At 71.4% G+C, this 14,989-nt stretch carries 5 protein-coding genes; all 5 read right to left on the bottom strand.

The window, feature by feature from the left end; translation table 11 throughout:
- Nucleotides 1-86: 86 nt before the first annotated feature.
- The 5 genes from ETD86_RS45040 to ETD86_RS45020 all read right to left on the bottom strand — a co-directional run bounded on the left by ETD86_RS45040 (nucleotide 87) and on the right by ETD86_RS45020 (nucleotide 14,821).
- Nucleotides 87-9,716 (bottom strand): hypothetical protein, encoded by a 9,630-nt coding sequence (locus ETD86_RS45040; RefSeq protein ID WP_138672767.1) that lies wholly within the window; start codon nucleotides 9,714-9,716, stop codon nucleotides 87-89.
- Between the two features lie 97 nt (nucleotides 9,717-9,813).
- Nucleotides 9,814-12,039 (bottom strand): phage portal protein, encoded by a 2,226-nt coding sequence (locus ETD86_RS45035; protein WP_170223611.1) that lies wholly within the window; start codon nucleotides 12,037-12,039, stop codon nucleotides 9,814-9,816.
- 14 nt (nucleotides 12,040-12,053) lie between these two features.
- Complete coding sequence (locus ETD86_RS45030) at nucleotides 12,054-12,266, bottom strand: hypothetical protein (RefSeq protein ID WP_138672765.1); 213 nt, start codon at nucleotides 12,264-12,266, stop codon at nucleotides 12,054-12,056.
- A 198-nt stretch (nucleotides 12,267-12,464) separates the two neighbouring features.
- The gene (locus tag ETD86_RS45025; RefSeq protein ID WP_138672764.1) at nucleotides 12,465-12,863 is read right to left on the bottom strand and encodes a hypothetical protein; all 399 of its coding nucleotides are present in this window, start codon (nucleotides 12,861-12,863) and stop codon (nucleotides 12,465-12,467) included.
- 302 nt (nucleotides 12,864-13,165) lie between these two features.
- Complete coding sequence (locus ETD86_RS45020; protein ID WP_138672763.1) at nucleotides 13,166-14,821, bottom strand: hypothetical protein; 1,656 nt, start codon at nucleotides 14,819-14,821, stop codon at nucleotides 13,166-13,168.
- Nucleotides 14,822-14,989: the final 168 nt, after the last annotated feature.

Genomic DNA, 14,989 nt, shown 5'->3' with positions numbered 1-14,989 from the left:
TGTTCGGGCTGGGTGGACGTAGAACGACCGGGGGGCGGCCCGCCCGGCCGCGCGCCGGGGAGGTCGCGGGCCGGGTCGGGTTCAACTTATCGGGTGGATCGGCCGGTGCTGGAACGGCGGGAGTCCGGGCGGGCGGCGCCGCGCGCTTCGCGGGAGCGGCGGGCGGCGCGCACGTCACGGTCGCGGCCAAGGAACTGGGCGCGGTACTCGGTGTAGTTCATCCAGCCGCTGGACTGGATCCAGTTCCAGAACTCGTCGGAGGCGTTCGCGCGGATCTCGTCCCAGCTGCCGGACGTCCACAGCCGGTCGGAGTTGTAGCCGCGCGCCCGCGCCTGCGGGTTGAGCTCCTGGCCGCCGCGCAGGTATGCGTCGGCCTGCTCGCGCAGGTTCTGGATGTAGGCGTCGTACTCGGCGCGGATGACCTCTTCGGTGCGCTGTCCGGTGCCGGCGCCGGACAGGGCGCGGGCATTGTCGGCGCGCATCACGTCGTCGGAGATGCCCCATTCCTCTTGGAGGGCTTCGTCGAGGGTGGCGCCGTCGGCGATGCGGGCCTCGATGCGCTGGGCGCGTTCGCGTTCCGCCTGTTCTTCGATCTCCCACTCGTCGAGCGCTTCGGTAATGCGGGCGACGCTGTAGTTGTCGTCGACGCGGCCGAGGAGCCCAATGAGGGCTTCGCCGGACAGTTCGTCCAGGTTGACGCCTTCCAGCGGGTCGCCGCCGTCGTCGGTGGGGCGGCCGCGGAGCTCGGCCATGATGCGGTTGTACGCGGGCGAACCCCACGGGATTCCGCCGAGGAGGTCCTGCAGGTCCTGCCGGGACAGCGAGGCGAGGTCGACGCCGTCAAGCGGGTCGCGCTGCGGCCCGTCCGGGGTGGTGCCGAGGAGGGCGAGAACGCCGAGCGTCCACGCTCGCATGTCGTCGTCGAGGTAGTCGCCTTCGCCGAACAGGTCCTGCACGCCGGTGGTGAAGATTTCTCCGCTGGGGCTGTGGCCGTAGATGCGGCCGGTGTACGGGTGGGGGAACGCGTCGGGGTAGCCGACCTCGTCCGGGTTGTCAGCGATGGGGCGGGTGTCGGGCCGGGTGCGGTCGCCGATGCTGCCGGTGGAGGTGCGTTCCCACAGGTAGGCGTGTTCGGCTTCGGCGAGGCCGGGGATGGTCCGCTGGAAGATGTGGCCGAGCTCGTGCACGGCCTGGTCGCGACCGTACTGGCCGCCGCCCCAGCCGGGGTTCAGCGTGATGGCGCCGGTGTCGGGGTCGATGTGCGGGCGTTCGTTCGTCGAGTGCAGGGTGAGGGGCCCGTTGGCGTTGAGGGTGTTCACCCAGTCGTCGGGGAAGTGCTGCTCGGCGTCGCGCATCATCGCGGCGACCTTGTGGTTGTCGGGGCGGCGGCGGCCTCGTTCATCGCGCAGGTCAAGGCGGGCACCGCCGACGTCGCGAAGCTCGGCGAGGGCGTCGAGGGTGGCCTGGCGGCGTACGTCGCGGACGGTGCGGACGGCGGCCTGCTTGGCGGCGTGGTCGGCGCGGATCTGGTCCTTCAGCGCCGCCACTTCGGGCAGGTCGCCGCCGCCGAACTCGGCCGGGGTGATGACCTTCCACCGGTCCTTGGCGGCCTGGCTGGTCGCGTCGGCGTTCGCGCGGGCGACGAGGTCGTCGATGCCGTCGTAGCCGAGGTTGGCCGCGGCGGTGTCGAGGCGGGTCTTGCGGGTGCGGGCGTGGTCGGCCTTGATGCGTTCGATATCGGCGACGGCCGCCTCGATGCGGGCGTCAGCTTCAGCGACGGCGGCGACGGCGTCGCCGTAGCCGTCCACCGCAGCGGCGCGAGCTTCGACGTCGGCGCCCACGTCGGCGCCGGCGGCCTTGATGATGGCCAGGTGCCGCATGGCGTGCTCGCCGGGGCCGCCGTCCCCGGGCGCGATGTCGGGGATGCGGGCAGAGATCGAGTCGAGGTCGGGCCAGCGTGCCTCTTCAAGGTCGTCGAGGGTGACCGGCATGTAGACGCGGCGGCGCACTTCTTTGCGGCCGACGTCGGCCAGGTCGTCCGGCAGCGCCCCCCGGTAGACGGCCATGCGCGCCGGCAGGCCGCCCGCCGGCGCGTCGGGCAGGTCCGGCAGGGTGGGCGGGGCGACGTCGTCGAGTTCGGTGAGATCGCGGGCGGCGAGAATGCGGCCGATGTTGCGGCCGACGAGGGGCGGCTGCGTGGCGAACTGGTCGAGCATGCGCTGCAGCGCCTGGTCGTACGTTTCGCCCGGCAGCGGGTCCACGTTCACGATCGACTGGACGAGGTTGGAGGCGGCGCGTTCGCGGATCTGCGCGACGAGCGGCGCCATCCGCTTGGCGAGCACCTTGTTCTGCTCGTCGTCGGCGTCGTCGGTGAGGAGAACGGCGACCTGCTCGGCAATGCTGTCGTCGCTGTGGCGCTTCCACACCGCTTCGACAAGGTCGGGCGCGGCCGCCCAGATGCGGTCGCCGGTCTCGGGCGGGTGCACGCGCCGGTTCTGGTATTCGGCGGCGATCGCCTTGGCGGCGTCGGCGTACAACGCCGTCTCCGCGGTAGCGAGCGCTTCGGTGACCTCGCGTTCGCGTTCCTGCTGCCGGCGGCGTGCCTGCTGCCGCTGGATGCGGGCGGGCGCGTCGGTGCCGCCGATCGCGTGCCGGAAAACGCGGCTGCCGTCGCCGTCGATGATCGGGATGAGTTCGACGTCGTCGTCGAGGGTGCGCACCCACGCGGACGAGCCGATGCGGCTGCCGTCGTTGTCGAGGACCGGGTGCAGCATTTCGATGGTGCCGGTGACGCTGCGGTGTTCGGGGCCGAACGTGACGCGGTCGCCGATCTGGACGTCGCTGGCGGGGATGTCGCCGTCGCCGCTGCTGTCGTCGAGGATGGTGGTGTCCCACGGCTGCCCGGCCGAGCGGGCGCCGCGGCGAGCGCGGACAACGGACGGGGCGCCGCTGTCGGTGAGCGTCACCTCTTCAAGGTCGCCGCTGTTGTCGAGGACAGCCTGCCATGTGGTGGTCGCGGCCAGCGGCGGCGACGTCCGCCGCAGGTCGGCGACGGTCGCGTCGCGGCCCTGATGACGGATGGTGTCGCCGACTTCGAGCCGGTCGGCGCGGATGTGTTCGATCGGGTCAGGCGCGGCCGGGGCGACGTCCTCATCCGGGGGAAGGTCCGGCATCAGCCACACGTCGACGCCGGAGGCGAGGATGCGCTCCTCGCGGTCGCCGTTGTCGTGTTCGATGGTGACGGTCGTGAGGGGGAAGCGGGCGATCGGCCGGGTGGCGATGACGCGGCCGTACGTGACGGTGCCGTCGGGTTCCGGGACGGCGATCGTGTCGCCCTCGATGAGGTTGTCGGCGCGGGACCGCTCAGGGGCGGCGCGGTGCGGGTCATGTGGCGGCTCCGGGTAGCCGTTCAGGCGGGCGTAGGAGCCGTCGACCCAGGCGGCGGCCCGCGCCAGGGCGCGTCGCCGCGCCGCCGGCAGGGACTCATTCCCGGACAGGTTGCGCAAGTGGTTGCCGAGGGCGCGCATGTGATCGCCGGTCATCGGCTGGCTCGCGCGGAGCATCGCGGCGGCTTCGCGCACCTGGTCGGGCGCGTCGGCGCTGGTGTCGATGTCGAGGCTGAGGACGCGCTTGCGGATGTCGGAACGCAGCCTTACCCGGGCGGTCGGCGGTTCCTCCACGGCCGGGGCGGCCCTCTTTGGCTTTCGCGTCCGCGTCTTTCTCGGCTTGGCGGGGGCGGCCGTTCTGCTGGGCAGCCGCCAGGTGGGTTCGTCGCCGAGCGGAATCATGGACGTGCGGCCGGAGTCGTCGCGAGTGTGGAGCCAGCCGTCGGCGACGCGGGTGACGCGCTCCAGGCGGGCGCCGTCGAGTTCGCCGGGCAGGATGAGCCGCTCACCTGGTCTGATCGACGCGGCCGGAACCTGCTCGAGGGTCGCGTCGGCGGGGATCTCGACGAGGCGGCGCGCCTGCTCGTCGGTGTCGTACGTGATCCAGTGGGATTCGCCACGCCTGTCCACGGCTTCAACGGCGATCGTGTCGCGGGCGCGCATGACGCGGGCCACGTACGCGGGCAGCCCCGCCCCGGTGGCGTCGCCGTCGGAGTTGTCGGCGAGGTCGATGACGTCGCCAGGGCCGACCTGCCACGCCGGCGTGGTGTGAGCGGCCAGCCGGTTGCCGTGCGCGGGCTGTAGACGCGACTGCGACAGGTTCTCCCACACGTCGCCGCTGTCGTCGGCAGGGAACGCGCGCCGGAGCGTGGCGTCGGACCGGGTGTCGATGATGTCGTCGCGGCCATCGGCGGTACGGACGCGCAGGAGAACGCCGCCGTCGATGCCGTAGTCGCCGCCGATCACCTGCGCGGGCGTGTCGACCCCGTCGGGAAGCAGCCAGGCGCCAGCGGACAAGCCGGCGGGGGACACGTTCTCCACGGGGAGCGGCGGCCGGTCGCCGATGATGCGTTCGACCTGCTGATCGTCGGTGGACACCGGGGTGGTGTGCACGAGGCGGCGGTCATCGGGCATCCGGACGTGGATGGACCACGAGCTGTCGGCGTTGTGATCAAGCTGCTCGATGACGCCGCGGTCGCCGCCGGGCAGATGCCCGGAGTAGCCGGTGGCGGTGTCGCGGCCCTCCCGTACGACGATGGCGTCGCCGACCGTCAGGCCGGACGGGTGGACGGTCTCGGCGGGGAACGGCCGGTCGGCGTTGTCGATGTAGGCGAGCAGCGCCGCCACTGCTTCTTCCTGACTGTTGTAGCGGCCGTGCCCTACGGTGTCGCGGCCGGGCGCGGTCCAGTACCAGGTGGGGCGGGCGCTGCGCAGGAATGACCGGCCGGGCCGGTTCTGGCCGACCTGCCCGAGGGGCTTGTCACCGTGCTTGGGGTCGCCGGGGCGGGCGACGTCGACCTCGTTGTTCTTTCCGGCGGCCGGGGTGATGGTGACGCCGTCCGGCAGGCCGGGCTTCGGCTGGCCCGGGCCGGGCTGCTCGGGTTCAGGGTTGCGTGCCCGGTGAACGGATCCGCCGACGGTGCGCAGCCGCGCCTGCAGCTCCTGGCGTGCCTGGCCGGCGCGGAACCGCGCGAACCCCTTCGGGTCCTGGCTGGGGGTGAGGGCGGCGATGTTCTGGGCGAGCGCGTCATCGGCGGACAGCCACGCCTGCTCGGCCGCGCGGACGGTCTGCTCGTCGCGGCTGGCGGCGGCGTCGAGCGCGGTGGCGTAGGCGTCGATGCGGGCGCCGACGACGTCGTTCGCCTGGCCGTATTCGACGGCCAGGTCGCGGACGCTCATCGCGGACGGATGCCGCGGCGGCCGGTTTGCGGCCGCGTCGGCGCGGCGGGCGGCCTGGGCGGCGCGCAGCTCGTCGGCGTGCTTCAGCGACAGGGCGGCCTCGTCCGGGGAGAGGCGTTCCACCTGGTCGTCCAGGCGGATTTCGGGCGGGTCGGCGACGTGGCGGGGCAGCCGGATGCCGGACTGCTCGGCGATCACGTCGGTGAGGCGTACGGGCTGGCCGGGCTCGTACCCGTCCGGGATGGTGCCGATCCATGCTTCGCCGTCGTCGTAGGTGAGGTAGCTGCCTGCGGTGGAGCGGACGCGGCGGACGCCGTCGGCGCGGCGGACGACGCGGATGCGGTCGCCGGGCTGGAGGGTGCTGGCGTCTGCGAGGCCGCCCGGGCGGGGTTCGGCGGTGTGGACGGCGGCGCGCCGGTCCGCTTCGGCCTGGAGGGTGTCGAGTTCGTACTGGGCGGCGGCGACGTCGCCGTCGTCCTGGCCGGTTTCCGCGCTTCGGCGCAGCGCGGAGTCGTGGCCGCGGCGGGCGGCCGCCAGCTGGGCGGCGAGGTCGTCGTCGCTGATGGCGGCCATGCGGGCGTGGTGCGCCTGCTGGATGCGCTGCCGCATGATGGTGGCGCGTTCCTGCCACTGCGGGGTGCCGGCGAGGTCGGGCGCGATGTCGGCGGCCCGGGCGAGCGCGTCCAGGCCGGCGCTGTCGCGGCCGGCGTTGTAGTGCCGTTCAGCTTCGGCGAGCAGGTCGGGCACGTACTCGCGGCGGGCGTCGGCGAGCAGCTGGGTGCGCTGGCCGGGGGTGAGCGCGGGCAGCCCGTCGGGTGTCGGCGGCTGGCCGTCGCCGCTGGCGGCGGTGAGGTCGCCTCGCGGCTGGCCGTTGCCGCGGCCTTCGCCGGGGATGATGCGCAGACCGGCGAGGGTGGTGGCGCGGGTGTGCTGCTCGCCAGCGGGGAGACGCAGCGTCGAGGTGCGGCCGTTGGGGCGCCGGATGCGGGCGTACCGGTCGCCGCCGGGGGTGTCGTCGATGCTGGTGACGACGACGTCGTACAGGTCGTTTTCCGGCTGGTACAGGTGGTCGCCGATGACGATGTCGGCGGTGTCGGCCTGTTCGGTCGTCGGCGGGTTGGCCTGGTGGCGGCGGTAGCGGTCCAGGGCGGCTTCGGCGTCGGCGCGGGTGGGGAACGCGACAGCGGACTGGATGCCGTCGTGCTCCCATCGGAAGGTGCCGAAGGTGGTGTCGATGACGCCGTTCGGCTGGCCGCTGTCGGCCGGGGCGGTCTGCGCGGCCGCGCCTGACGTTCCGCGCGCGGGGGCGGCGTCGCGGCGGGCCTGGACGGCGGCGCGGATGCGGTCCCAGTTTCGCGCTTCTGGCCAGGTGCGTTCGCCGTCGTTGAGCGCGGCCAGGGCGCCGTCGTAGTCTCCGGCGTCGGCCAGGGCGCGGGCGCGCATGGACGCCCGCCGGGCGCGGTGGCTGAGCTCGGCGGTGATGGGTGCGCGCGCTACTTCGCGCGCCTCTCGGAACGGGTTGACGCCAGGCCGATACAGGCGGGCGTCGATGTCGGCCAGCTCAGCGTGGAGGTTGTCCACCGTCATGGCGCGCAGCTGCGCCTGCTGTTCGCGGGTGGTGCGGTCCGGTGCCGAGTACGCCTGGGCGCGTACGCGCTTGCGCACCTGCGGGATGAGGGCGTCGAGCCAGTCGAAGTTGGGCCGGTAGATGACCTGGCCGTAGCTGTTGGCCCAGCCGGGCTCGTCGGCGAAGCGGTCGCGGATCGCGAGGATGGCGTCTTCGGCGGCCCCGTACGCTTCGCCGACGCGCAGGTAGTGGTCTTCGAACTCGTCGTCGTCTTCGGGCGCGGGCGCTTCGATGATGGCCAGGACGTCGCGGACGGCGTCGGCGGCCTCAGGGGAGCCGTAGCGGTCGCGGAGCTCGGCCTGCCACTGCTCCGGCGTCATGTTCTCCGCGCGGGCCTCGGGCGGAGAGACCCGCTCCGGCTCCGGCTCGGGAACGTTCGCGGCTGGTGCTGGCGTCGGTTCGCTGGCGGCGGGTGCCGCGTAGCGGGACGGTTCAGGGTCGGCGCGGAACGATTCGGGTTCGTTCCGGGACGGGGCCGGCTCGCTGGCGGCGCCGACCGTCTCGAAGTCGGGCGCGTACGGGTCGAACATCTCCTGCGTGCCGGCGCGGTCCGGTTCGAGGAACAGGCCGTCCTGGCGTGCGTCCGGCGCGGGCTGGGCGGTGGCACGGCGGCCGGGGGCGGTGCCCCGGCTGGTGCGGTGCACGACCTGGCCGTCGTCGAGGATGAAGTCACGTCCGCCCGGGGCCAGGGCGCCCATCGCGTTCGGGGATTCCCAGCGGGCGTTTTCGCCGAGTTCGAGGGTGAAGCCGCCGAGGTTGTCGATCGGGTCGCTGCGGAGCGGGCCGTGGACGGTGACGGTGGTGCCGACGGCGGGGCTGGTGCCGTTCGGGCTGGTGAAGCGTTCGCGGTTGGCGGCGGTCACGGGGACGTCGAAGGAGACGCGGTCGCCGGTCTTCAGGTCGGCGGCGGTGACGGCGGCGACGCCGGCGGCCGCGCCGTTGCTGCTCGCGCTGGGGGTGTCCCAGTCGGGGGTGACCGGGGCTTCGGCCGGCGCAGGGGTGGCCGGTGTGAGTGGCTGGGCGACGATCTGCTTGTTAGCGTCGTTGCCGAGGTTGTGCACGGTGCCGTCGTTGTCTTCCAGCATCCACAGGGTGCCGGAGTCGGCGCCGAGCGGCACCTGCATGAGCTGGCCGTCGGCGTGGCCGCCGCCCTTCAAGGTGACACGGACGCGGGCACCGCCGGGGATGTCGGTGACGTTCGCGGCGCCGTCCAGGCCGTGCTGGGAGCCTGCGGCGATCGTGCCGTCGAGTTCGTAGCCGCGGCGGGCGAGTTCGTCCTGGGCGATGTCGTGGTCGCCGGAGTCGCTGCGGACGTTGCGGAGGATCGCGGCCGCCTCAGCGCGGACCTGTTCGTCGGTGCGGGTGCGTAGCGCGGCGGCTCGTTCGACGTGGCGGCGGCTGGTGCCTTGGATGCCGCGCGCTGCGGCGTCGTCGGAGAGCTTGGCGAGGGCTTCGTCCACCCACGGCTGGTGGGTGCGGGCGGCGCGGATCTCGGAGTCGCTGGCGGCGTACAGGTCGGCGAACGCTCGCCGTGTCGCGTCCTTGTCGCGGCCGGTGCGGATCTGGCCGCTGCCCCAGGCGTCCATGCGGGTGCGGAGGGCGGCGGCTTGTTCGCCGGTGGCTGGCATGCCGAGGGCGGTGAACGCGGCGCCGAGTTCGGCGGGGGTGACGAGGTTGGCGGAGGAGGCGTGGAAGGGCGGCTCGGCTGCGCCTTCGTCGGCTGCGGCTTCTTCGGTCGCTTCGGTCTCTGCGCGGGACGCGGCGGCGCTGTCTCCGCTCGCGGAAGCGGCGACGTCGCCGTCGTCGGCCTGGCCGTCGCGAGTGTCCGCGTTGTCGTTGGGCGCCGCGGTGTCGGCCTGGTCGCCGGACGGGCCCGTGCTGTCGGCGCTGTCGCTGGCCGCCGGGGAGTCGGCCGGCGCGTGCGGGGCGTTCTCGTTGGTGCCGCTGTTGCCTGCGCGGCCTCGGGCTGCTGCCGGTTCAGCGGAGGCGCTGCTCTGCTCGTCGGCGGGCGGGCCCGCCTGGCTTCCGGCTGGCTGACCGTTGCCGGCGGTGTCTCGCGCGGCCTCCGGCGGCGTGGCCGTCGCTTCGGCGGGCGGACGCTGGCCGGGAGCATCCTGGCCATCTTGGCTGTCCTGGCCGGCTTCGTTGTCGTCGTCGCGGACGGCCGCGCCGATCAGAGCGCGGCCCATCTGCTGCACGTTCGGGTCGCGCTGGCGTACTGCGGCGATCAGGTCCTGCAGCGGCTTGTCCGGGATGAGGCGGGCGACGGCGTCGTCGTCCACGACGAGGGAGGAGCGGCCACCGGGGGAGTCCAGTTCGACGCGCATCTGCCCGTCGATGACGCGGCCCACCTGGGAGATGATGCCGACGCGCATGACGGCGTCGCCGGTGCGCGGGTCGCGGCCGTACAGGAGGACGGCGCGTCGGCCACGGATGTCGCGAACGCGGGCGCGGCCGTCGCGGCCCTCCGGTTCGTACTCAGGCACCCCGCCGGTGGGCTTCTTGACCGGCAGCTCGGCGGGCTTGTCGGAGGCCTTGCCCGTGGGCGCGGATCCGTCTGGGCGCTTTTCCACGGTCAGGTAGTTGCGGTGGACGCGCTGGATGGTGCCGTCGGGGAACTTGACCTCGAGGCGGCCGCCACCGACGTTCTTGACGACCTTGCCGACGCCGCCACCCCACACGCGCACCTGGGCGCCTGTTTCGATGAAGCGTCCCTTGCGGTCACGCGGGTGCTTGTCGGCGTCGAACTTCGCCCGCCCGAGCGCCTTGGTTTCCCAAGAGATCCAGCTGGTGTCGGTCGTCAACCTGGCCCCCCGCGTCCTGCCCCCGGCAATGTCGCGGTGCAGAGTGCCGAAGCGGCGCGCTAACGTCGCGTCGGCCGAGCGCTGCGGCCTGGGCGAGTCATGCTGCGCTGATCAGCCAGGTAAGGCGGCACCGGCAGCCTTGCGTTTCGTCGTCGGGGGCGCGAGTGTCGCCTGGCCAGCGCAGCGCAGCACCGTTGATGGTGAACACGTCGCCGAGGTCGCGGGTCTGCCCGTCGGCGGCGAAGGAGTGCCAGGGCCGCGCTGGCGTGTCGTTGCCCGCGTGCCAGATGGCGGAGACGCGGCCGCCTAGCCCGGCCACATGGCGGGCCGCCTCTGCTTGCGCGGCTGCGACGACGGCGGTGGCCGCACGAGCCGCGCTGCTGGCCGCCCACTCTTGCACGGAGGGAAGTTGAGCGCGGACGGCGGCCACGATGGTGTCCATGCTGTGGCCAGCGGCGTCGTTCGCTGCGACGATCCCGGCGAGGCGGGCGGCTTGAGCGGCTGTGGCCGAGGCGAGCCAGGTGATCACCTCCTCTCCGGCGTCGGCCACGTCCGGGCTCGTGGTGTCGATTTCGGCCGCTGCGGCGCGGGCACCCTGCTGGAGCGCCTCGGTGACGACGTCGCGGGTGTGTTCCTTCCACTGGTCTACGGCGGCGACGCGGCGGGCCTCGAGTAGCGCGTCTCCGACGCGGGTGTCGACGTCGAATTCGGCCTGCCAGTGGCGGGTGCCTTTGCGGGTTTTCGGGCTGGATGTGCGGGCTGCGGTGCGTTCGATGAGCCGGCGCGTGAGCGCGTCGAGGACGTGGCCGAGATCAGCTTCGACGCGGTCGCGGATGTCGCCGAGTGCGGCGGCAATGAGGGGTTTCTGGTCGGGGTTACCGAGCGCGGGCAACATCTTGGCTTCGGCGGCGCCGTCGGACAGGTGCTCCTGCAGGAGGTTGAACGCTTCGGCGGTGGCGTCGTCGTCCAGGTCGAAGTCTTGGACGGTGTCGTCCTGGCCGCTGTCGGCGTTGTCGCCGGGCGGGATGTCGCCGGGTTCGGCGGGCTGGTCGGTGGCCGGTTCAGGGGCGGCCAGGCCGAGCGCGACGGCGTCCTCTTCGCGCGTGGGGATGGGGGTGCGGCCCTGGGAAACGTACAGGGCGCGGGTGTGCGGCAGGTCGAATGGGTCGTAGTCGGCGATCTGCCTGTATTCATCGAGGCTGATGGCGCCCTTTTCGAGCTCTTCGCGTGCTTCTGCGCGGCGGGCCGCTGCGGTGCGGCGCAGAACTTCGACGTTGCTGGTGTCGAACTCGCCAACGACGTCGTCGTCGCTGTCGTCGTCGAATCCCGCTGCGATGAGCCGCAGGTGAGGCGGCATCGTCACGGTCCAGAAATTGAACAATTCTTGCTCAGCGTTATCAAACGTGCGGCCGGAGCTATTTCCGAGAACGGATTCACCGACACCGAAAGCGGCGAGGGTTTCCTCTTTCGCTTTCGCCGACATGTCGCCGTACGCCATGTCGCGAGGCCGGCTGGCCAGGTCAACGTAGGACAGTTTGCCGCTGATGACGGTGACCTTGCCCGCTTCGGTGGGGCCGCGACCGAAACGGGATTCGAGCAGGCGGGCGTCGGCTTCGTTCGTGCGGCCTTCCACCGCGACGATTCCGCCGGGCCTTCCGTCATTCCGCAGGAATGACACCTGGTAAAGGCGGGCGAGGAAATCCAAATCGACGGACAGCCCAGCTGCTTCAAGGGGTGTCATGCCCCTATAGGGGTCGGTCGGGTGAGGCTTTCTGAACCAGCGCACGCGTTCGGGATCGATGTAGACGCGGGTGCCGTCGGCGGTGATCGTCTCGAAGTGGCTCAGCAGGTTGCCGCCGAGACCGGGGACGGGGCGGGTCCGGCCGGGCGGCAGCAGGTCCAGGCGAACAGGCGTGCCAGCGTTACTGAATGTAACTTCAACAAAGGCGCCCGGCGGGCTGAGGAGGATCTGGGTGGAAAGCCGATACCGGAAGGTGCGGCCCGTTTCCAGTGGATTCGCTTTGCCGTCGTTGAGGAGGTTCACCAGCGGGTGGTCGTCGATGACCTCATCGCCCTGGCGGAGCCGGAAGTCGAGCGCCGCCTGGTGGTCGGCAATGGTGTCGATGGCCTTGTACACCCAGATGCCGCGCTCGAACCCTTCGGAGACGGCGCGATCGACCGGCCATGCCCGTCGTGCGGAATGGGAGGCGTTGGCCAGCCATTGTTCGGCGGTGAGGGTGCGGCCGCCCAGGTAGTGCTTGGTTTCGAGGTCGCGTGTGGCCTGGCGAGGCCGCAGCAGCGCCGGTAGAAATCGACGACTCACGTTCCACCCCCGGGTTAGCGGCTGGTTGCGGTGAGCCAGCCGGCCGCGACCAGCCACAGGCCAGCGACGACGAGAGCGGCGGCGGGATGCCACAGCGCGGCGGTGCCGATGGTGGTCAGGAGGGCGCCGACGATGAGAAGGGCGAGGCCGATGACGTCGCGGCGGGCGCGTCCGCGTTCGGGCAGCGGTTCGCGGTCGTCGTAGTCGCCGCCGGTCATGTACGCCATGTGGTTCGCTGGCTCCCCCGTGCCGGTGCCTGCCCTGGGCTGGGCTGGCTCGGGGGCGGAGTGTGCCGTCTTTCGCCGCTTACGTCGCTGGGCGGCCTCGTGGGTCGCCCAGCGACAGCGTCGGCCCTCCGCGGGAGCGTTCCCAACGGGAGGACAAAGGTGTGCGCACCGATGGGGAGGGCGCGCAGGCCTGCGGGGTTAAGACAGGCCGGACAGGCGGGATGCCTGGATGAGGGCGGCGTTCTCCCGGCGGGCCAGTTCGCGTTGCTGACGAGCGGCTACCTCGTCGGCACGCTGGCCGGGCGCGGGCACGAGCCGGGCGGCCCGGTTGTCCATGCCGCCGCGAAGGTGCTTGCCGTTCTGCTCATTGGCGAGGCACGGGGAGAAGGCGACGTCCTCGTAGCTTTTGCGGCATCGGACACACAGTGCGTCAAGAACTTCGAGAACGATGCCGCCGTCGTTGAATCCGTCGAGGTCACGCAGGTCGTCCGGAAGCGTGATGAACGGGTTGGCGACGAACTTCCGCATGGTCGCCGGCGGGATGTTTTCTATGGTCAGTGCGATTCCCCAGGTGTGTCGGCCGGGGCGTGTCGTCATGTTCTATCTCTCCTAGTGGTGCAGCACATGACTGACCGCCGTGGAGAGGGTAGGGGTTCGCCCGGGGTGGGATGCACGCGGCCGAGAGATGAAGGCTACGTGCCCGCGCGGGTGGATACGGCGGCGCTGCATGTGGTCGGACATTGGTAAGAAACTTTCAGGAAGGTCCCACGGTAACGATCACTCTGCGTCAGATAAAGGGGGCGGCCGGAACGGCCGTTACACGCTGCGTGAAACTTTCAGCGGCAACTTTTTCGCACAGCATGTAAACCTTTGGCACCGGGTGCGCGTGGTGGCCTGTTTCAGACAAGAATGCGCCAGGGGTCGTCCTCTTCCACGACGAGCGGCTCGTACACGGATAGCAGCGCGGCTTCGGCGCGGTCGGGGCTGTGGACGCCGCGCTTCTTCATGACGGCTTTCGGTTCGATGACGGAGTATCCGCCGGCGGCGGACGTGGTGAGCTTCGGCGCGGACAACTGCGCGGCCGCCATGTCATCGATGCGGAGCCGTACCTGAGTGGCGCCGTGCTCGTCGGGGCGGACAAGAGCGCGGCCGGATAGCCACATTTCGGCGCGTTTGTTGATGGGCCGCATGGTCGCTTCGTCGGGTTCGCGGCCGGTTGCCTCCGAGACGACGACGGCGACGACATCGGCGTGGTGCAGGCCTTCCATGCGCCATGAGCGCAGGACGCTCGCGACGCCCCAGCCGACACCGATGCCGTCCACTTTGACGCGTACGGGGTCGGGTGTGCCGAGCTTTTTGCAGAGCTGTTCAGCTCGGCGGATCTGCTGCAGGACGGCGTGCGCCACCTGCACCTGGTCGGCGTTCTCGGGGCCGCTGCTGGTGTGTTCGATGGTGACGAGATCGCCGACGGTGCGCGCGATGACAAGTTCGTCGCCTCCGTCTGCGGCAACATCGACTCCGAGACGCACCCAGGCGCCCCCGGCCACCTTCCACGTGTCGCGTTCTTCGGCGAGGCCGAGGTCGCACAGGCGGGTGCCGGTTGCCGGCTCCTCCTGGTCGAGCGCGGCCTGGACCCAGTCAGCGGGAATGACGGCGTTGGCGACACCGAGGGGGAATTGCGCGTGGATTTTGGCTCTGACGTAATTGGATCGCGCACCGTGAACGCGGATTGTGCGGCGAATCCATGCCTCGTCAACCATGTGAACGGCTGGGGAATGATCGGCGCCCGGGCAGGACTGGCACAGGCCGAACTTTTCCCCAGTGAGATTCGGGGTGTCGTACGCGGAAATGGGCACGGTGTGCACGTCGGGGTCGTTGCACAGCCGTTCGAACCACGTATTCTGCTCGTCCGTCGGTGGATTCCCGATCGCGATCATGCGGCTGTTCTGGCCGACCATCAGGCCGGCGAGATTCTGGCCGATCGTGTGAGCGATGCCGCCGGCCTCTTCGACGACGAGCAGTAGATGGTTGGCGTGAATCCCTTGAACCGCGGCCTCGTTGTACGGGGCGGCGGCGAGACCGTAGGCGACGACGGTGTCCATGCCGGACGCGTCCGGCAGCTTGTATTGCGCCATGTCGATCGTGCCGGGCAGCCCGGCGCGCGAGTGTGCGGCGCGGACCTCTCGCCACAGCTGGCGGACGACTTGCCGCCACAGCGGGGCGAGGCTGACGGTGATGCCGGTGCCTACCGGGTGGATGAGGCTGTGCCAGAGAACGAGCTGGCCGGCGGAGTGCGTCTTGCTGGAGCCGAAACAGCTCGGTACGGCCACTTGTTTGTGGTCGGCGAGGGCTTCCATGAAGCGGCGCGGGATGCTCCACAGTGACGTGCCGAGGACCTGGTCGCAGAAGCCGGTTGGGTCGTCGCGCCACAGGGCGTACGCGGACCCGGCGACGCGGTACGCGGCCGCGTATACCTGGCGGGCCTCGTCTGGGGTGAGCTCTTCCAGGATGGTGCGCCGGTCGGCGGGCGTCAGGCTCATGAGGTCGTCGAACATGCGCTGCGCCAGGAGGGAGCGCGGGTCGCCGCGGCCCGCGCGGGCGGGCGGGGTGCTCAGCAAGGGCAGCCGTACCGCAGGTGCAGGTCGATGGCGCGTTCAATCTGTGCGGTGTCGTCGGTGCTGAAGTAGATCGGCAGCTGGCAGGCCGGGCAGACGGTGTGGGCG

Origin of the sequence: Nonomuraea turkmeniaca, assembly GCF_005889735.1 — a bacterium.
Taxonomy (GTDB): domain Bacteria; phylum Actinomycetota; class Actinomycetes; order Streptosporangiales; family Streptosporangiaceae; genus Nonomuraea; species Nonomuraea turkmeniaca.
Note: the sequence above shows the minus strand (reverse complement) of the source record. Positions and strands in the feature narration are given on the sequence as shown.

What these genes read in the sequence shown, in the direction of transcription:
- ETD86_RS45030 (WP_138672765.1), bottom strand. Translation starts at nt 12,266, where the DNA reads ATGGCGTACATGACCGGCGGCGACTACGACGACCGCGAACCGCTGCCC.
- ETD86_RS45025 (WP_138672764.1), bottom strand. Translation starts at nt 12,863, where the DNA reads ATGACGACACGCCCCGGCCGACACACCTGGGGAATCGCACTGACCATA.
- ETD86_RS45020 (WP_138672763.1), bottom strand. Translation starts at nt 14,821, where the DNA reads ATGTTCGACGACCTCATGAGCCTGACGCCCGCCGACCGGCGCACCATC.